Annotated in this window: 19 protein-coding genes; 18 read left to right on the top strand and 1 reads right to left on the bottom strand. The window is 64.1% G+C overall.

Going from position 1 to position 17,387, the window contains the following annotated elements; all coding sequences use genetic code 11:
• From ABIG06_RS04860 to ABIG06_RS04780, 17 genes are all read left to right on the top strand, one after another.
• Window positions 1–1,314: a MotB family protein gene (locus ABIG06_RS04860; RefSeq protein ID WP_370134667.1), complete on the top strand. Its 1,314-nt coding sequence runs from the start codon at window positions 1–3 to the stop codon at window positions 1,312–1,314.
• Window positions 1,311–2,489 (top strand): chemotaxis protein, encoded by a 1,179-nt coding sequence (locus ABIG06_RS04855; protein ID WP_370134664.1) that lies wholly within the window; start codon window positions 1,311–1,313, stop codon window positions 2,487–2,489. The genes ABIG06_RS04860 and ABIG06_RS04855 overlap by 4 nt, the downstream gene beginning before the upstream one ends.
• Window positions 2,486–3,832: a flagellar hook-length control protein FliK gene (locus ABIG06_RS04850; RefSeq protein ID WP_424578082.1), complete on the top strand. Its 1,347-nt coding sequence runs from the start codon at window positions 2,486–2,488 to the stop codon at window positions 3,830–3,832. Before ABIG06_RS04855 ends, ABIG06_RS04850 begins: the two co-directional genes overlap by 4 nt.
• Window positions 3,783–4,364: a transglycosylase SLT domain-containing protein gene (locus tag ABIG06_RS04845; protein ID WP_124162951.1), complete on the top strand. Its 582-nt coding sequence runs from the start codon at window positions 3,783–3,785 to the stop codon at window positions 4,362–4,364. Before ABIG06_RS04850 ends, ABIG06_RS04845 begins: the two co-directional genes overlap by 50 nt.
• Before the next feature lie 90 nt (window positions 4,365–4,454).
• Window positions 4,455–5,687, top strand: coding sequence for a flagellar hook protein FlgE (locus tag ABIG06_RS04840; RefSeq protein ID WP_370134659.1), 1,233 nt, complete (start codon window positions 4,455–4,457; stop codon window positions 5,685–5,687).
• A gap of 34 nt (window positions 5,688–5,721) precedes the next feature.
• Window positions 5,722–7,197, top strand: a complete 1,476-nt coding sequence (gene flgK / locus ABIG06_RS04835; protein ID WP_370134657.1) for a flagellar hook-associated protein FlgK — start codon at window positions 5,722–5,724, stop codon at window positions 7,195–7,197.
• Window positions 7,198–7,200: 3 nt separating this feature from the next.
• Window positions 7,201–8,247, top strand: a complete 1,047-nt coding sequence (locus ABIG06_RS04830; RefSeq protein ID WP_370134655.1) for a flagellar hook-associated family protein — start codon at window positions 7,201–7,203, stop codon at window positions 8,245–8,247.
• 55 nt (window positions 8,248–8,302) lie between these two features.
• Entirely contained in the window at window positions 8,303–8,647 is a 345-nt protein-coding gene (gene flaF, locus ABIG06_RS04825; RefSeq protein WP_199752193.1) for a flagellar biosynthesis regulator FlaF, read from the top strand.
• The gene (gene flbT, locus ABIG06_RS04820; protein WP_124162946.1) at window positions 8,647–9,057 is read left to right on the top strand and encodes a flagellar biosynthesis repressor FlbT; all 411 of its coding nucleotides are present in this window, start codon (window positions 8,647–8,649) and stop codon (window positions 9,055–9,057) included. The genes flaF and flbT overlap by 1 nt, the downstream gene beginning before the upstream one ends.
• 14 nt (window positions 9,058–9,071) lie before the next feature.
• Window positions 9,072–9,491, top strand: a complete 420-nt coding sequence (gene flgD, locus ABIG06_RS04815) for a flagellar hook assembly protein FlgD (RefSeq protein ID WP_370134652.1) — start codon at window positions 9,072–9,074, stop codon at window positions 9,489–9,491.
• The gene (fliQ, locus tag ABIG06_RS04810) at window positions 9,488–9,754 is read left to right on the top strand and encodes a flagellar biosynthesis protein FliQ (RefSeq protein ID WP_027572776.1); all 267 of its coding nucleotides are present in this window, start codon (window positions 9,488–9,490) and stop codon (window positions 9,752–9,754) included. Before flgD ends, fliQ begins: the two co-directional genes overlap by 4 nt.
• Before the next feature lie 75 nt (window positions 9,755–9,829).
• On the top strand, window positions 9,830–11,911 hold the full coding sequence (gene flhA / locus ABIG06_RS04805; RefSeq protein ID WP_424578081.1) for a flagellar biosynthesis protein FlhA: 2,082 nt from the start codon (window positions 9,830–9,832) through the stop codon (window positions 11,909–11,911).
• Entirely contained in the window at window positions 11,908–12,660 is a 753-nt protein-coding gene (gene fliR, locus ABIG06_RS04800; RefSeq protein WP_370134649.1) for a flagellar biosynthesis protein FliR, read from the top strand. The genes flhA and fliR overlap by 4 nt, the downstream gene beginning before the upstream one ends.
• 7 nt (window positions 12,661–12,667) lie before the next feature.
• Window positions 12,668–13,087, top strand: coding sequence for a hypothetical protein (locus tag ABIG06_RS04795; protein ID WP_124162942.1), 420 nt, complete (start codon window positions 12,668–12,670; stop codon window positions 13,085–13,087).
• Entirely contained in the window at window positions 13,084–13,557 is a 474-nt protein-coding gene (locus ABIG06_RS04790; RefSeq protein WP_199752191.1) for a rod-binding protein, read from the top strand. Before ABIG06_RS04795 ends, ABIG06_RS04790 begins: the two co-directional genes overlap by 4 nt.
• Before the next feature lie 39 nt (window positions 13,558–13,596).
• On the top strand, window positions 13,597–14,109 hold the full coding sequence (locus ABIG06_RS04785) for a flagellar biosynthesis protein FlgN (protein WP_370134645.1): 513 nt from the start codon (window positions 13,597–13,599) through the stop codon (window positions 14,107–14,109).
• Window positions 14,106–14,564 carry a hypothetical protein gene (locus tag ABIG06_RS04780; RefSeq protein WP_370134642.1) on the top strand — a complete coding sequence of 153 codons (459 nt, stop codon included), beginning with the start codon at window positions 14,106–14,108 and terminating at the stop codon, window positions 14,562–14,564. The genes ABIG06_RS04785 and ABIG06_RS04780 overlap by 4 nt, the downstream gene beginning before the upstream one ends.
• Window positions 14,565–14,820: 256 nt before the next feature.
• Here ABIG06_RS04780 and ABIG06_RS04775 read toward each other — a convergent pair whose 3' ends face one another.
• A complete protein-coding gene (locus ABIG06_RS04775) occupies window positions 14,821–15,591 on the bottom strand; it encodes a winged helix-turn-helix transcriptional regulator (RefSeq protein WP_199752189.1) in 771 nt (256 codons plus the stop codon).
• Between the two features lie 819 nt (window positions 15,592–16,410).
• On the opposite strand from ABIG06_RS04775, the gene ABIG06_RS04770 reads away from it, so the two are divergent.
• Window positions 16,411–17,385, top strand: coding sequence for a hypothetical protein (locus ABIG06_RS04770; RefSeq protein ID WP_370134639.1), 975 nt, complete (start codon window positions 16,411–16,413; stop codon window positions 17,383–17,385).
• The last annotated feature ends 2 nt before the right edge of the window (window positions 17,386–17,387 follow it).

The following is a 17,387-nucleotide window of genomic DNA, read 5'->3' as shown; positions in this document are numbered from 1 at the left end:
ATGGAAGAAGTCAAGCATGAGATCGTGATCGTCCGCCGGCGCAGCGCCTTCGCCGAGGAGGCGCATCATGGCGGCGTCTGGAAGATCGCCTATGCGGACTTCATGACCGCGATGATGGCGTTCTTCCTGGTCATGTGGCTGCTCAATGCGCTCAACCAGGACCAGAAGCAGGTGGTCGCGAGTTACTTCAACCCGATCAAGCTCGCCGAGAACGCGCCTGCCCCAAAGGGTCTGAAGGATCTCTCCAAGAAAGAGCCGTCGTCGTTCGAAGGCCAGGACGGCAAGCGTCAGCCGGCCGGGCCGAACGAAGAACGTCGCGGCGATTCTCCGACTGCCGAGAAGCCGGCCTCTTTCGAGGAGAAGGTCCTGTTCCGGGACCCCTATGCGACGCTCGCCGAGATCGCCAACAGCGCGAACCAGTCCACGGGCCAGCGGCGTGCCGGCGCTCTGACGTCGGCCGAAGAGGACGGCCTCAAGGGTGGCGACGCTTACCGCGATCCCTTCGATCCCGGCTATTGGAGGCTGGCGCCGCAGGCGTCCAAGGACGCGGATCGCTTCATCGAGAGCGAGCCCAAGCCGAACGCGTCCGCGCGCGACGGCGCAGCCGGAACAAATGCGGGCGAGTCGCAGGCGCGCCGGGCCAAGGTGGAAGAGGCGGGCGGAAGCGTGGCTCCGAACGCGGATAGCCCGTCCGCAAGCCTGTCGCCACTGCTGCCGCCGGGCCCCGCACCCGCGCAATCCTCGCGCGAGGGCAGCGCCCAATCTGGCGTTCAAGCCAATGCCGCCCCCCAGACGCGTTTCAACGACACGGCAAAGGAGTCCGAACCGCGCGGTGAAGCGCAAACGCAGCAGCCGACCCTGAAGCAGCTTCAGTCCGCGATCGCGGACGCGCTGTCGGATATCAAAGCGGGCGCGGGGCCAGCGGCAGAGGTGCGTCAGGTCGAAGAAGGACTCCTGATCAGCCTGACCGACGATGCGAGCTTCGGCATGTTCGCGGTCGGCTCGGCCGAGCCGCGGCCCGAGCTGATCCGCGTGATCGACAAGATCGGGCCGCTGCTGACCAAGCGCCAGGGCGTGATCATCGTGCGCGGCCATACCGATAATCGGCCGTATCGGTCGGAAACCTACGACAATTGGCGGCTGTCGACTGCCCGTGCGCAGATGGCCTATTACATGCTGGTTCGCTCCGGCGTCGATGCGCGGCGGATCGAGCATATCGAAGGTTACGCCGACCGGCGGCCGAAGCTTCCGAACGATCCGGCGGCCGCACAGAACCGCCGGATCGAGATCCTGATCCGGGAGAAGCGCCCTTGATCAGGCTGCTGCGCCGCGCCGCCTTGCTGCTGCTGCCGTTCACGGCGGCGAGTGCGCTTGCCCAGCCGGCGCCCCCATCCGGCGAGCCCTATGAGCTCGTCCGTGCGCTACAGGCGGTGCAGGACGGCATAGCCAACGGCGACACCGCTGCGCATAACAGCCACATCGCGATGATCCGGCAGATCGGCGAGAAGTTTCTCGCTGCCGATCCCGCCGTGTGGAGCCATCCGCAGAACAGTCAGGCCGTGGTCATCTACCTGCTCAGCGGCGGTGCGCCGCAAGTCGTCCGCAAGCTGCCGCGCGACAAGATGAACGTCGACGAGCGGCTGTTCAACGGTGCGCTCGCCTATGTCGAGGGTCGTCAGGACGAGGCGCGGGAGCTGCTCAAGGACGTCAAGCCGCGGACGATTCCCTCGGGCCTGGGCGGACAGGTCGCGCTGGTCCAGGGTGCGCTGTTCGCGCGTGCGGAGGCATCGCTCGCCATCGAGCGTCTGGATGACGCGCGCCTGCTGTTGCCCGGCACGCTCGTCGAGGAGGCGGCGCTGCGGCGCGAGATCCTGCTGGTGGGGCAGGCGGAGGATTTCGAGAAGTTCGAGTTCCTGACGCTGGCCTATATCCGTCATTACCGCAATTCGATCTATGCCGGCGATTTCTGGCAGCGCTTCTCCGCGGGGCTGACGCAATCGAGCCTGGCGCTCGACGACCGCCGCTTTGCGCGGATCACGGCCCTGCTGGAGCAGATCGATCGCTCGAGCCGCCTCAAGCTGTATTTCGTGATCGCGCGCGCCGCGATGGTGCGCGGACGGCTGGCCGTGACCCGGCTGGCGGGCGAGAAGGCGCTGACGCTCAGCGCCGACGCCTCGGCAGATCGCGAGCGGGCCCATTTCTTCCGCGGCGCCTCGCGGGTACTCACCGACGAATATGACGGCGGTCTGGCCGAGCTGAAGGCGCTCGACCGGTCGAAGCTGCCCGAGCGCGACGTCCCCCTTCTGAATGCCACGGTGCAGCTCGCGCTCGACGTTCGCAAGCCTTTCGCTGGCGCATCCGTTGCCGCTGCCGACAAACCGCCGGCAACGCCGGCGCGGCTCGATTTGTCCTCATCGAGCGTGACGCTCGCGCGCGCGCAGAAGCAGCTCGGCGAGCTTGAACTCCTTACCAGGGACCGCCGTCCATGACCAAGCTCAATGGAACCTCCGGACAGCTCTTCTCGGGTCTCGCCGAGAGCCTCAACGTGCGCGGGGCGTCGCGTTCCGCAAAGAGCGCCGGGACCAAATCGCCGGCAAATTCGTTCAACGATCTCCTCCACACCGTCTCGAACCTCGCAAAGCAGGCACTGAGCGATGACGGCAGCGATATGACCGCGAAGGCCGGAACGCTGCGCACGCGTTTGGCCCACCCGACCGAGAAAGAGAAGCCGCAGCACGCGACGGTGCACGAACCTGTCGCGGCGATCGACCAACCAGATCCCACAGAAGTATCCTCCGACAATAAGACGGACAGGTCATCGGAGAAGCAACATCCGGTCGATCATGCCACGAGGGCAGACGTCCAGGGCCAATCGGGCGTTGCTGTTGCGGTCGGGCAGGAGATCGCGCTTGCGTCTGCCGTGAAGCTGCAGATGCTACAGTCCTCCGACAGGGACGTGTCTGCGCGCGACGAGCGGTCCTCGACGATGAAGCGCGACGCTCCGGCCATGGGCGCGGCGAAGGCAGCGCCGGCCGACACCGCCCCATCCAGTGTCGCTTCGACCGGCACGCGCTCGCAGGCTGCGGCTTCGCAAGCGATGGCCGCGCCGCAGTTGCCATCGACGCAAGGAAAGGAGCCTTCGAGCGCAATGCCTGCGTCACCAGGCTTCGAAGCGGTCACGGCCAATGTCGAGCGTGCTGCCAGGGCTTCGACGCGCGCCGCGCTGCCCGAGACGACCAAGGTCACCGTGGTCCAGCAGGAAACCCATCTGCCGCCGGCGCAGTTCAACGCCCCGCAACAGGTCGCCAATGCAGTCGTCGCCGAGTTGAAGGAGTCCTCGGCTCCGACAGCGTCGGCAACGCCGGATCTTGCAGCTTCCCGGACCGATGCGCCGGATCAGCCGCTCAAGATCCTGACCATCAATCTCGAGCCGCCGGCGCTCGGCAACGTCACCGTGCGCCTGCGTCTCGTCGGCACCGAAGTGTCCGTCCAGCTTGCCGCCGAGCGCAAGGACACGAGCCAAATGCTCGACCAGCAGCGCGACCAGATCCGCGATCTCATGCAGTCGGCGGGCTACGTCGCCGACGTCGCGCCGGTCCAGCACGGCTCGCTGGACGGATTCCAGAGCGGCTCCGGCCATTCGCAGCCGCAGCTCTCGGGCCAGCACCAGCCCTCGTCGCAGTCGCAAGGCGCGTTCGGCGGCGCCGGCACGTCCCCGGGGCAGTCCGACGGCGGTGCGAAGCAGGCCCGGCAGGAGCGCCAGTTCAACCAGGAGACGCGTCATGATCAGGACGTGGCGCCGCATCATCGTCGCGGCCCTGTTTATCTCTAGTGCGAGCGCTGCCCGGGCGGCCGAGGAAATTGCGCGCCCCTGCGAGCGTGAGATGGCGCGTGCGGCTCGGCAGCACGGGATTCCGCTCGGCATTCTCTACGCGGTCGGCCTCACCGAGACCGGTCGGCGCGGCGCGCTGCATCCCTACGCCCTCGGTGCCGACGGCCAGACCGTGTTCGCCAAGGACATGAACGACGCAATCGCGAATTTCGAGACGATGCGCAGCAAGGGGATCAAGCTCATCGACCTCGGTTGCATGCAGATCAACCACTATTATCACGGCGACAAGTTCGCTTCGGTACGGGCGATGTTCGATCCCGCTGGGAACGTCGACTACGCCGCGCGCTTCCTGAAAGAGCTGAAGCAGCGCGAAGGCAGCTGGACCATGGCGGTCGCGCGCTACAATGCCGGTCCCAACAACCAGCCGGCTCAGAAGCGCTACGTCTGTCACATCGTCGCTCATCTCGTATCGAGCGGCTTCGGCGCGTGGACCGACAAGGCGCGCTCGTTCTGCCAACCGAAAACAACATGACAACAGGAAGTTGTGCATCGCTTCCAATCGTCAGCCCCGCGCAAGCAAGACCCCCCATTGTAGCTGCAACCTACCAAAGGAGCCCAATTCATGAGCCTGTATGGTGTTATGCGCACCGGCGTTTCCGGCATGTCTGCGCAGTCCAACAAGCTGTCGACGGTCTCGGACAACATCGCCAACGTCAACACGACCGGCTACAAGCGGGCTTCCACGGAGTTCTCCTCGCTGATCCTGAAGAGCGGCTCCGGCAACTACGATTCCGGCGCCGTCGAGACCACGGTCCGCTACGCCATCACCGATCCCGGGCATACGCAGTTCACCACGTCGAGCACGGACCTCGCCGTTCAGGGCAATGGCTTCTTCGTGGTGTCGAACGCAAACAATACGCAGCAGTATCTGACGCGCGCCGGCTCCTTCGTGCCGGACAGTCAGGGCAATCTGGTCAACGCGGCCGGCTTCTATCTTCTAGGTCAGCCCGGTCTCGTGACCAACTTCTCGCAAAATAGCCTGGCCGGAATGCAGATCGTGAACGTCGCTCAGGTCTCACAGGTGCCGGTGCCGTCGACCGCGGGAACGCTGACGGCCGGCAATCTGGATCCGAAGGCGGCTGTTATTGCGGGTCCGCCCGGCCCCGCGTCATATTCCTCGAAGAGCTCGATCGTGGCCTACAACAATATCGGCCAGCCCGTCACGCTCGACGTCTACATGTCTCACACCGCGACGGCGGCCGGCTCGGACACCTGGCAGATCCAGGTGTACGATTCCGCGACCGGTACCTCGCTCGCCCCCGCCACCACCTTCACCTTCGACACCACGGCGGCCGGCAAGGGCGCTCTGGCTGCTGCAAGCCCGACCGGTCTCACCGTGACTGTGCCGGGCGGCGCGGCGCTGACCATGGACCTGTCGAACATGACGCAGGCCGGCACCGACTTCAGCTTCAAGGCGACCGTCAACGGCAGTGCTCCTTCGGCCATCGACAAGGTCGACGTCGACGAGGCGGGCCACGTGACGGCAATCCTCAAGAATGGCCAGCAACGGACGCTCTACACCATCATGCTCGCCGACGTCGCGAGCCCCGACAATCTGACACCGGAGCCGGGCAACGTCTATTCGACCAACATGAATTCCGGCAACGCGCAGGCCGGAAATGCCGGCACCGGCGGGCTCGGCACGATCCAGTCCGGCGCCCTGGAAGCCTCTAACGTCGACCTCGCGGACGAACTCACCGGGATGATCGAGGCCCAACGCGGCTTCACCGCGAACTCGAAATCGTTCCAGACCGGTGCAGACCTGCTCGACGTCGTCGTCAACTTGAAGCGCTGAATTCTTCAGCGCCCATTCCGGGCAAGAGCAAGCCATGTCCCTTACCTCCGCTCTCGACTCCGCTCGCGCTTCGCTCATGGCGTCGGGCATTCAGTCCTCGACGATCTCGCGCAACATCGCCGGCGCCAGCGCTGCCGGCTATTCGCGCAAGATCGCCGTTCTGGACAATCTGCCAGGTGCCGGCGTCTATGTCGCGGCGATCCAGCGCGCCGCGAGCGGCGGCCTGTTCACCAACGTCCTGACCACGACCTCGGCGTCCGCCAAGCAAAGCGTGATCTACGACGGTCTCCAGAAGATCGCGGCGTCGACCGTGGATGATCCCGAACTCGAGCAGTCGCCGACGGCGCAGCTCAATGCGCTGAAGCAGGCGCTGCAGAAATACGCCAATGCCCCGGACAACACCACGTTGGCGCAGGCGGCGGTCGCGTCCGCCAAGGATATGGCCACCGCGCTGAACCAGGCGACCCGGACCGTGCAGTCGGTCCGCGAGGGCGCCGATGCCGACATGAACACGTCGGTTCAGAACATCAACCAGTTGCTCTCCCAGTTCGCGACCGTGAATACCGCGATCGTGAAGGGCACGATCTCCGGCGACGACATCACCGATTACCTCGACCAGCGTGACAACATCGTCTCGAAGCTGTCGCAGGAGGTCGGCGTCTCGATGTCGATCCGTACCAACGGCGACGCGGCGCTCTACACCGACAGTGGCGTCGTGCTGTTCGACAAGACGGCGCGGACGGTGAGCTTTGCGCCGACGAATGTCTACACCGCCGGCACCACGGGTAATGCCGTCTACATCGACGGCGTCCCCGTGACCGGGGCCAATTCGGTGATGCCGCTGAAATCGGGCAAGCTCGCAGGGCTGGCCCAGCTGCGTGACCGGGACACCGTCACCTATCAGAGCCAGCTCGATGAAATCGCGCGCGGTCTGATCAATACGTTCAGGGAAAGCGATCAGACCGCCGCGGCGCTGCCCGACGTTCCCGGCCTCTTCACCTATCCCGGCGCACCGGCGATGCCGGCGAGCGCAACCGTCTCGGTGGGCCTCGCCGGCACGATCTCGGTCGCTGCATCGGTCGATCCGACCTTGGGCGGCAACCCGAATCTGCTGCGCGACGGCGCGATCAGCGGCAACCCCGCCTACCAATACAACACCGCCGGCAACGGAGGCTACTCGACCCGGCTGCAGCAGCTCATCGGCGGCATGGATGCGTCGCAGCCGTTCGATCCAACAACGCAAGGCAAGCCGAGCGGCAACCTGATCGACTTCGCGTCGTCCTCGACGAGCTGGATCGAGAACCAGCGCAAGACTGCCAACGACAACTCCGAGTACCAGGCCACGCTGCTCAACCGCAGCATCACGGCGCTGTCGAACGTCAACGGCGTCAACATGGACGACGAGATGGCGTTGATGCTCCAGGTCGAGCGCACCTATTCGGCTTCGTCAAAGATCATCTCGACCGTCGATGAAATGCTGCAGAGCCTGCTGGCTGCCGTGGGGAACTAAGCCATGATGAGCGCGAACTACGTCTCGACCTTGATGCTGTCCTCGTCCTTGAGGTTCTCGATCACGAACAACCAGGCGGCGTTGAGCAGGGCAACGACCGAGGCGACCACCGGACGCTTCTACGATGTCGGCCTCGAACTCGGCGCCACGACGGGAAGCGACCTCACGCTGCGGGCGGACTGGAGCTTCGCCGACCAGCTCGTCGACACCAACGGTCTCGTCGCGGGACGCCTGGACGTGACGCAGAACCGGATCACGCAGCTCAACAAGACCGCGACCGACTTCCTCAAGGATCTGATCGCGGCCCGCAGCACCGATGGCGGCGGGCGGGTCATCCTGCCGCCTGCAGCCTCCAATCTCCAGGACCTCATCGGCGCGTTGAATGTCTCCTATAACGGCTCGTCGCTGTTCTCGGGCATCAACACGCAGAACGCGCCCATCACGCCGTACGCCGCGGGCTCGGCCAGCAAGAACCGGGTCGATGCCGATTTTCTCGCGACCTTCGGCTTCCCGCAATCCTCGCCCGCCGTGGCCACCATCACTCCGGCCCAGATGCAGACCTTCCTGGACACCACCTTCGATGCCGAGTTCGCGAGCCCGGCCTGGAACACCAACTGGTCCTCGGCGACGGACCAGACCATGCAAAGCCGCATCTCCACCACCGAGATCGCGGAAACGTCGGTGAGCGCCAACGAGATCGGCTTCCGCAGGCTCGCCGAGGCCTACACCATGATGGCCGATCTCGGGAATGTGAGCCTGAGCCAGGAGACGTTCCAGGTCGTCGTGGACAAGGCCATCGGCCTCGTCGGCAACGCCATCAACGACCTCGCCGCGCTCGGCGGCAGTGTCGGCACGGTCCAGCAGCGGGTCACCACCGCAACCGCCAAGCTCAAGACGCAGCAGGACATTCTGAACAATCAGATCGTCGGTATGGAGAAGGTCGACCCGACCGAAGCCTCGGTCCGGGTCAACACCCTGCAGACCCAGATCCAGACGGCGCTGGCGCTCACCTCGCAGCTCCAGAAGATCAGCCTCATCAATTACCTCTGAGGCGGAGCTCGTAACCTTTGTCTAGTTGTTCGGTCTCCTGCGCAGAGTGACGCTGATGACGTTTGAAGCCTATGAAGCGGTCGTTGACGAAAGTGGCTATGAGGCGCGAAGCCGCGAGCGGCAGGCGCTCACTCTCGGAATCGACCGGCTCGAGCGGATCCAGAAGGGCCGCTTCAGCGCCGAGGATCTGGTCGAGAGCCTGCTCTATGTGCGGCGGCTATGGACGATCTTCATCGAAGATCTCGCGCATCCGGAGAATGGTCTGCCGGACAAGCTGCGCGCCGACATCATCTCGATCGGACTGTGGGTCGTCAAGGAAGCCGACCGCCTTCGCGAGCAGAGGTCGAACGACGTGGTGCAGCTCATCGAAATCAACCGCCTGATCCGAGACGCGCTTTAATGAAGATCTCCTTGCGGGCGGGCGAACGGATCTACATCAACGGCGCGGTGCTTCGCGTGGACCGCAAGGTCTCCGTCGAGCTCGTCAACGACGTGATGTTCCTGCTCGAGGGGCAGGTCATGCAGGCTTCCGACGCCACCACGGCGCTGCGGCAGCTCTATTTCATCGTCCAGCTCATGCTGATGAATCCGACCGACGTTCGCGACGCTGCGGCGCTCTACGCGCAACATCATGCGGCCCTGCGTGCCGTGTGCGAGAGCCGCGAGATGCTGGACGGACTTGGTGTCGTCGACGAGCTGGTAAGCGCGACCCGCTACTTCGAGGCGCTCAAGCGGATTCGAGCCCTGTTCCCGGTAGAGCAGGCCATCCTGGCCGGCGCCGCCACTATTCCTCCAGTCGAGGCTGCCTGACAGCGGAGAGACACATGAACGTCACCAGCGCGACCGATAGCACCAGCAGGTCCAGTTCGACCGACTCCGGCTCGGCGACGTCGAGCAACACCGTGGACTACAATACGTTTCTTCAGCTCCTCATCGCCGAGATGAAGAATCAGGATCCCACCAATCCGATGGATACTTCGCAATATATGAGTCAGTTCGCCCAGCTCTCGACGGTCGAGCAGGCGATGCAGACGAATTCGAAGTTGGATGCGCTGCTGTCCTCGCAGTCCTTGTCGCAGGCCAACGGGCTGATCGGGAAGACAGTCAGCTTCACCGACTCGACCGGTGCCAGTTTCAGCGGCAAGGTCGTTTCGGTCTCCATTAACAGCGACGGCTCCATCGCGACCCTCGCGGACGGCACCAAGGTCGCCGTCGGGCCCGGGCTCACGATCAGCCAGTCATGAACGAGCGGGACGCCCTCGATATCGTCCAGGCCGCGATCTGGACCATCATCGTCGCCTCCGGGCCCGCGGTCGGCGCCGCGATGCTGGTCGGCACCGTCATCGCGTTGATCCAGGCCCTGACCCAGATCCAGGAGGTGACGCTGACCTTCGTTCCAAAGATCATCGTCATTCTCCTGGTCGTTGCCGTCTCGGGCTCTTTCATCGGCGCGCATCTCTCGACCTTCACCGAAATGGTCTATTCGCGGATCGAGCACGGCTTCTGATCCGGACAACCCCGGCACCACCCTCGCGTAAGCTTTGCACGGCAGATTGCGGGCGGACCCTTCTGCCGGTGACCCATGGCCGATACGTTAGCTGCCAGCCTGCCCAGCCCGCGCCGCCTCGGAGCGGACGCCTTCTTCGCGGCCGGCATCGTGACCATGCTCACGATCCTGTTCCTGCCGATTCCGCCGATCCTGATCGATCTCGGCCTTGCGTTCTCGATCGCACTGTCGGCGCTGATTCTGATGGTCGCGCTATGGATTCAGCGGCCGCTCGACTTCTCGGCCTTCCCGACCGTGCTGCTGATCGCGACGATCCTCCGCCTAGCGCTGAACATCGCGACGACGCGCCTGATCCTGTCGCGGGGCGGGGAGGGCGAACAGGCCGCGGGCTATGTCGTTGCCGGCTTCTCGAAGTTCGTCATGGGCGGCGACTTCGTCATCGGCCTGATCATCTTCGCGATCCTTGTCACGGTGAATTTCGTCGTGATCACCAAGGGTGCGACGCGTATCGCCGAGGTGGGCGCCCGTTTCACCCTGGACGCCATTCCCGGCAAGCAGATGGCAATCGACGCGGACCTGTCCGCCGGCCTGATCGACGACAAGGAAGCCCAGCGTCGACGGCGCGAGCTCGAAGAGGAGAGCGCGTTCTTCGGCGCCATGGACGGCGCCTCGAAGTTCGTCCGCGGCGACGCCATCGCCGGCCTCATCATTACTGCAATCAACATCTTCGGCGGCATCGTCATCGGCGTCACCCATCACGGATTGACTCTTTCCCGCGCCGCTGACGTTTACACCAAGCTCTCCGTCGGCGACGGTCTGGTGTCGCAGATGCCGGCGTTGATCGTGTCGCTGTCGGCGGGCCTCCTGGTCTCCAAGGGCGGGACCAGGGGCTCGGCGGAGCAGGCGGTGCTGCGGCAGCTCGGCGGCTATCCGCGCGCGGTGTCGGCTGCCGCGCTGATGATGTTCGTGCTCGCCCTGATGCCGGGGCTCCCGATGGCGCCGTTCGTGCTGCTTGGGGGTGTCATGGCCTTCGTCGGCTATTCGCTGCCGAGGCGGCAGGCGGCGCGGGAGCGCAAGGAAGCCGCATCCAAGGCCGACGAGCGCGCCCAGGCCGAGGCCAAGGAATCGGTGAAGGAGCAGCTCAAGACCGCCGAGATCGAGCTGGCGCTCGGCGGCCACCTTTCTGTCCATCTCCTGGGTTCGCGCACCGAGCTCGCCCACCGCGTTGCCAAGATCCGCAAGAAGTTTGCCAAGCAGTACGGCTTCGTCATTCCCGAGATCAAGCTCACCGACAATCTGTCGATCGATCCCAAGAGCTACCAGATCCGGATCCACGACACGCGCGTTGCCCATGGCGAGCTCAGGCTCGGCGAGGTGCTGGTTCTGGTCGACAAGGACGGCAAGCCCGACGTGCCGGGCGACGAGGTGATTGAGCCTGCCTTCGGCATGAAGGCGCTGTGGGTGACGGAGGCCTTCACCGACGAAGTCAAGCGGCAGGGCTGCAAGCCGGTCGACAATCTGTCGGTTCTGCTCACGCATTTGAGTGAAGTGATCAGGGCGAATCTAGCCCAGCTCCTGTCCTATAAGGACATGCGCGCGCTGCTCGAGCGGCTCGATCCCGAATACAAGCGCCTTGTCGAGGATCTCTGCCCCTCGCAGATCTCCTATTCGGGCCTGCTGACCATCCTCAAGATCCTGCTGGCCGAGCGAGTCTCCATTCGCAATCTTCACCTGATCCTCGAGGCGATCGCCGAGATCGCGCCCCATCTGCGGCGCTCCGAGCAGGTCGCAGAGCACGTGCGGACGCGGCTTGCCCAGCAGATCTGCGGCGACCTTTCCGACAATGGCGTGCTCAACGTTGTCCGTCTCGGCAACCGTTGGGACCTGGCGTTCCACCAGAGCCTGAAGCGCGATGCCAAGGGCGACGTCGTCGAGTTCGACGCCGACCCGCGCCTGATCGAGCAGTTCGCGACCGAAGCCAGCGCCGCGATCCGCAAATTCACTGAGAACGGCACCAGCGTGGTGCTGGCGGTGACCCCCGAGGCACGTCCGTATGTCCGGATGATCCTGGAGCGGGTGTTCCCGACCCTGCCGATCCTGTCGCATGTCGAAGTCGCGCGCAGCATCGAGATCAGGGCGCTCGGAGCCGTATCGTGATCAGCGGCCTCGCGGACAGCGTATTGGTGACGTTCATCGTGTTCTGCCGCATCGGCGCCTGCCTCATGCTGGTGCCGGGCTATTCCAGCGTCAACGTTCCGCCCCAGGTGCGCTTGTTCGTCGCGTTGGTCACGACGTTTGCGCTGACGCCGATCCTGATCGCGGTCCTCAAGCCGCTCACGGACAATGCGGCACCGCTGACGCTGGCGCTCCTGATCTGCTCGGAGCTCGTGGTCGGCAGCATCATCGGCCTCGGCGGACGGGTGTTCTTTCTCGCGCTCCAGACCATGGCGACCATGATGGCCAGTGCGATCGGGCTGAGCAACATCCCGGGGACGCCGGTCGGCGACACCGATCCGGCGCCGGCCCTGGTGCCCCTGATCATGGCGGCCGTCACCACGCTGTTCTTCATGACCGACCAGCATTGGCAGGTGCTGCGCGGGCTGATGAACTCCTACGACGTCTGGCAGCCCGGCAGCAAGCTTGGTGGCAGCGTGGCGCTCGACCTGCTCGTCGGCCGCCTCTCGGAAGCCTTCGTCCTGACGCTGCGGATCACCAGTCCCTTCATCGTCTATTCGGTGATCGTCAACCTGGCGGTCGGCCTGATCAACAAGCTGACGCCGGCGATCCCGGTCTATTTCATCTCCGTGCCCTTCGTGCTGTTCGGCGGCTTCCTGCTGCTCTACCTCACCAGCGACGAACTGCTGACGCAATTCATGCTCGGCGTCTCGTCGTGGCTGGCGGAGTGACCCGATCATGACGTCGCGCTCGGACAAGCTCGGCCGGATGGTTTCGCTGGTGAAGCTCCAGCTTCGGCTGTCCGAATGGCAGCTCGCGCAACTGCGGCAGCAGGAGCGCAGCCTGCAGGACGAGCAGGAATGGCTGGTCGGAGCCCTGAACGATGGCAGGCCGCCCGCGGGCTCGTCGAGTGAATCGATCGCGCGGCGCTTGAACAGGACGAGCGCCGGCGCACGCGCAGTACAGGTGCAGGCCGCGCAGCAGCTCGGCCAGGTTCGCGCGGAAAGCCGCCGCGTGAAGCAGCTCGAGGAAGTCGCAAAGGCGGCGCTCGCAGACAAGCTGCGTGACGCGGAGAAGCGCTCGCTCGAGGAGATGACGGGAATAAGCCCTGCCGTGCACGCCTGGATGCCACGGCCAGCCAACCGGGACAAGATATGATCGTGACCGCGACACCCGACCTCGTTCTCGATGTCCTCGAAGCCGCCGATCCCGTGACCCAGCGCGCGGCAACCGCGAAGCTCGACGCGTTGAAATCCGCCGATGCCGACTTCGCCGCGGCGATGGACGCGGAGATCGGCAAGGCTGCTGCCGATCAATCCGCGACGAGGGGCTCGGAATTGCAGCCGGGCGCAGCGAACAGTCCGCCAGTGCAGATGATCAAGGCGCCGGCATCCGGCGAGGTTTACCGCAAGTTCGAAGCTTTCATCCTCCAGACCTTCGTCGAGACGATGTTGCCGAAGGAGTCGGAGGAGGTGTTTGGCAAGGGCACGGCTGGCGGCGTCTGGAAGTCGATGCTTGCAGAGCAGCTTGGCAACCAGTTGGCAAAGGGCAAGGGCATTGGCATCGCCAAGCAGCTCGCCGCCGCACATCCGGCGGGGCCGGACGCTGCGGCGAAGGCCGGATCATGATCCGCGAACGAGTGACAGAAGTTGAGGGGTGAATTTCCGATGCAGGTACAAGAAGGCGCGGCGGTCATGGCAATGGACCAGACGGTCGCGGACACCGAGGTGACGACGACGGAAGCAGCAGCAAGCCATGCTCTGCTGCCCGTGCTGCTGCCGATCGCGGGTGACGAAGCGATGGTCGATGCCGCGGATGCGGCGAGATCGGACGAGGTGCGCGGCCTGCTGGCCGCAATCCGCAGGCTCGCGAATATCGTCGAGGAGGAGACGGCCGCGCTCGCGACGGGCCGGAAGATCGATTTCGACGACTTCAGCGCGCGGAAGAGCCGGAGCATGCTCGAGTTCGTCCGCCTGATGCGGGCACGGATGCATCTCGGCGGCGAAGTCGATATCACCGAGGAGATTCAGCGGCTGCGCGAGAAGCTCGAGCGGAATCGTTCCATTCTGGAAATGCACTATGACGCGGTGCGTGAGGTCGCGAGCATCATCGTCACGGCGATCAAGGAAGCCGAATCGGACGGCACTTATACCGGTCGCGCAGCGCAGGACGGAAAATGATCAGGCTGGTGCTGGGCGGACTGTGGGTATGCATCCTCACCGCGGGCACGAGCTATGCCGTCGCCTATTGGAAGGAGAACGGCAGCCTGTTGCCGGCGAAGGACGAATATCTCGACGGGCTGCAATATCAGAAGACGAGGGCACTGAGCGTGCCCATGGTCGAGAACGGCAATGTGCAGGGTTACATCGTCGCGCGCTTCGTCTACACCGTCGAGGGGCGGACCATGCGCCAGCTGAACGTTCCTCCAGAACCGTTCGTCGTCGACGAGGCCTTTCGCAGGATCTATGCCGACGAGCGCCTCGATTTCGGGAAGCTCGCCCGTTACGACCTCTCCATCCTGACGACGGCCATCAAGCAGCGTGTCAACGAACGGATGCAGACTGAAATCGTCCAGGACGTCCTGATCGAGGACTTCAACTACGTGTCCAGGGAAGAATTTCAGCAGAAGCCGTAGCTCTTTTCTGCGGCCATCCTTCGAGACGCCGCTTCGCGGCTCCTTAGGATGAGGAGGCGCGTCAGCGCCGTCTCGAAGGACGAGGCGTGCGCTCAGCTCGCCGCAATGCGATCCCCAGCCCTGATGCAGGAGGCAAACGCACCTCCATGGTGGCTCGGGCAGGGCTCATCCCAGGCCGCTGCCGCTGAAAGTACAACGGCCTCTGCAAAGGTGTTCGCAGAGGCCGTTGCCGGTTTCGTGGCAGTGTCTTGCCGTCTCAGTTTCCGGCCGGATAGGCCGCCGGGGCGGCATGCACCCTGTTCAGGAGGATGCCGACCTCGTCGAGCTCCTGCGCCGGTTCGTCGAGGGACTCGCCGGCCGGGATGTTGAGGCGGTATCCGACGTAACGTCGGGCCACGATCGCGTCGAAGCCGAGGCGGTCGCGGAGCTTCTTGCGCAGCTTGCTCACGTGACTCTCGATCACGCTCTCGTCGAAGGTGGACTCGAAGATGCCGTAGACCGCGTTGAAGATCTGCGTCTTGGTGATCCACTTGCCGTGGTTGGCGACCATATATTCGAGAATGCGCAGTTCGCGGCGGGGCAGGGTGAGGGCGTGCCCCGCGATCTCAGGGTCGCGGCCGTTGAAGAAGACCTGGATCCTGCTCTCGCAGGGCCTCGGCAGCTCGCCTACCCGGCGTCGCGCGATGGCAGCCGTTCTGGCGAGGATCTCGCGCAGGTGAACCGGCACGTGCACGACGTCGTCGACGCCCGATTCGAACAGCTCCAGCGTGTTCTTGAGCATCTTCTGGCCGCTCACGGCGATGATGGGCGCCGAGGAACGCTTGCGCATCGCCCGTGGCAGCCTTCCGCGTGCATCGCAATCCCCGAGGAGAAAGGCGTCCACCGCTGCCAGATCCGATTCACTTGCGGATTGCAGCCAGTCCCAGAATTCTCCGGAGGAGAAGCCGATCGACGACACACCTTCGCGAACGAGCCCTCCGACGTAGCTGTTCGCGACGCTCTCGCGATCATCAACGATAATATACATCAGTCTTTCGCCCCTGTTTCGCACTTGTTGCGGCCGGCTGGTTGTTGTGATGCTCCGGCTCGGCAACGATGCTGTTTGACGACATTCCTTCCCGCGAACGTTGTTATGGTTTCGATATTCGCGGGCAGCCCTACGCATTCAGTGCCTGCGTTCCCGCAGGCCTGCTACATCAACTCGATACTGAACGCTTACTGGGTGAGGTCCGGCGGGTGCCTTGCGGATCACCTCGCGGAGCGGATTGAGAAAACGACCTAGAACAGTTGCGCCAAGTTGCTCATCGCGTCCGAACACTGCTGAACTATGTCGATCTCCCCGCCAACTGGCGAGAATCACTTGAGTAGGACCGTAACAATTGCCGATTTCCGATCAAGCGTGCGCAACAAAGCGGTTGCTACACGTGCTTTATGTTGTTGATACGTTTCTGGTTGTTTCTTGATGTACTCAATCGCATCAGTTGATTTGGAATCTAAACTAGTTTCGCGGCGCGGCGGTTGTAATGTTGCGCAACCCCGTACAATTACAGCTATTTTTAGCAGTGTGCAGGTCGGGCAAATCGAGGGCTCTTCAACCCGGGATTGACTCCCGGGCTCGCCTTTCCAGATGCGACAACTCGACTCACTCTTCGCGAGACGACGCCAGCCTGCTGAAATCTTGGCGAGTGTGTGTCTTTCGAGTCGCACTATCGCCACGTGTATGGCGCGATTGACTCATGCGGAGTCGCACCATGCGCTAGTGGCAAGTTTTCGATGCGCACGTTTCAGGCAAGCTTCGGCAAATAATGTCGCCGTTCGACAGATCGAACGAACGGAGCATTTTCACATGTTGTCCGACGGACAAGCTCGTCCCAACGCGACCGCGGATGCTTCCGCGGCGGCGAAGCCGACTCCGGAGGCGCGCGATGCAAAGGACAGTGCGACGCCGGCGGCCAAAGCTGGTGCCGGCGCAAAGCGTGTATCGGCTGCGGCGAGCGACGAAGCTCTCGCGAAGGAAGCTCTCGAGGGGCTGAAGCGCATTCGTGCCAAAGCGCGCCTCGACAAGATGGCGATCCCGAAACCTGCGCCGGCCGTGATCAAGCCGGCCGTGATCGTGGCGAAACCGCCGCCACCCCGTCCGACCTGGGTCGCACCGCTCGCGACTCTGGCGGTCGCTGCCATGTTGGTGGTCTGCGCCTGCACCGGCGTGATTGCCTATCTCACCACGCAGCCCGCTCAGAGCAACGTTGCGGCCAGTGCCGAGATCAGAAATCTGCGGGAGACCGTCGCGCAACTGCGCAGGCAGGTATCGGGCGTGTCCGAAAATCTCGATGGCTTGCGGACTGCGGTCGATCAATCGAGCAAGGTGACGAATGATCGCTTCGGCAGATTTGCCGAGAACCTGGACCGGATCGAACGGGTGAGCTCGTCCTCGACGGCGAAACTTGACAAGCTCGCCCAAGCCCAAGCCCAAGCCCAAGCCCAAGCCCAGGTTCAGGCTCCGGCGCCGGCAATGGTCCAATCGCAGCCGGCGTCACAGCAAGGGCCGATGATGGCTTCGGTCGCAGCGCCCGAATTCACCGGCTCGGTGCCTGCGGCCGAGCGTGCGTCGGTGCCGCGCAAGACGATCAAGGGCTGGTCGGTCCGCCAGGCCTATGAAGGGATTGCGATCCTGCAAGGCCCGAACGGGGTCATCGAGGCCGTGCTGGGACAACAGGTGCCCGGCCTCGGTCGCATCGAAGAGATCAGGAACGAGAACGGGCGCCTGGTGGTGGAATCCAGCGGCGGCGTCATCTATTCGTCACGTAAGGCAACGCCTTGATC

This window comes from Bradyrhizobium sp. USDA 326 (assembly GCF_049739485.1).
Taxonomy (GTDB): Bacteria; Pseudomonadota; Alphaproteobacteria; order Rhizobiales; family Xanthobacteraceae; genus Bradyrhizobium.
The sequence above is the reverse complement of the archived record's forward strand: the minus strand, read 5'-3'. Positions and strand labels throughout refer to the sequence as shown.

What these genes read in the sequence shown, in the direction of transcription:
- ABIG06_RS04860 (WP_370134667.1), top strand. Translation starts at nt 1, where the DNA reads ATGGAAGAAGTCAAGCATGAGATCGTGATCGTCCGCCGGCGCAGCGCC.
- ABIG06_RS04850 (WP_424578082.1), top strand. Translation starts at nt 2,486, where the DNA reads ATGACCAAGCTCAATGGAACCTCCGGACAGCTCTTCTCGGGTCTCGCC.
- ABIG06_RS04845 (WP_124162951.1), top strand. Translation starts at nt 3,783, where the DNA reads ATGATCAGGACGTGGCGCCGCATCATCGTCGCGGCCCTGTTTATCTCT.
- ABIG06_RS04840 (WP_370134659.1), top strand. Translation starts at nt 4,455, where the DNA reads ATGAGCCTGTATGGTGTTATGCGCACCGGCGTTTCCGGCATGTCTGCG.
- flgK (WP_370134657.1), top strand. Translation starts at nt 5,722, where the DNA reads ATGTCCCTTACCTCCGCTCTCGACTCCGCTCGCGCTTCGCTCATGGCG.
- ABIG06_RS04830 (WP_370134655.1), top strand. Translation starts at nt 7,201, where the DNA reads ATGATGAGCGCGAACTACGTCTCGACCTTGATGCTGTCCTCGTCCTTG.
- flaF (WP_199752193.1), top strand. Translation starts at nt 8,303, where the DNA reads ATGACGTTTGAAGCCTATGAAGCGGTCGTTGACGAAAGTGGCTATGAG.
- flbT (WP_124162946.1), top strand. Translation starts at nt 8,647, where the DNA reads ATGAAGATCTCCTTGCGGGCGGGCGAACGGATCTACATCAACGGCGCG.
- flgD (WP_370134652.1), top strand. Translation starts at nt 9,072, where the DNA reads ATGAACGTCACCAGCGCGACCGATAGCACCAGCAGGTCCAGTTCGACC.
- fliQ (WP_027572776.1), top strand. Translation starts at nt 9,488, where the DNA reads ATGAACGAGCGGGACGCCCTCGATATCGTCCAGGCCGCGATCTGGACC.
- flhA (WP_424578081.1), top strand. Translation starts at nt 9,830, where the DNA reads ATGGCCGATACGTTAGCTGCCAGCCTGCCCAGCCCGCGCCGCCTCGGA.
- ABIG06_RS04795 (WP_124162942.1), top strand. Translation starts at nt 12,668, where the DNA reads ATGACGTCGCGCTCGGACAAGCTCGGCCGGATGGTTTCGCTGGTGAAG.
- ABIG06_RS04790 (WP_199752191.1), top strand. Translation starts at nt 13,084, where the DNA reads ATGATCGTGACCGCGACACCCGACCTCGTTCTCGATGTCCTCGAAGCC.
- ABIG06_RS04785 (WP_370134645.1), top strand. Translation starts at nt 13,597, where the DNA reads ATGCAGGTACAAGAAGGCGCGGCGGTCATGGCAATGGACCAGACGGTC.
- ABIG06_RS04780 (WP_370134642.1), top strand. Translation starts at nt 14,106, where the DNA reads ATGATCAGGCTGGTGCTGGGCGGACTGTGGGTATGCATCCTCACCGCG.
- ABIG06_RS04775 (WP_199752189.1), bottom strand. Translation starts at nt 15,591, where the DNA reads ATGTATATTATCGTTGATGATCGCGAGAGCGTCGCGAACAGCTACGTC.
- ABIG06_RS04770 (WP_370134639.1), top strand. Translation starts at nt 16,411, where the DNA reads ATGTTGTCCGACGGACAAGCTCGTCCCAACGCGACCGCGGATGCTTCC.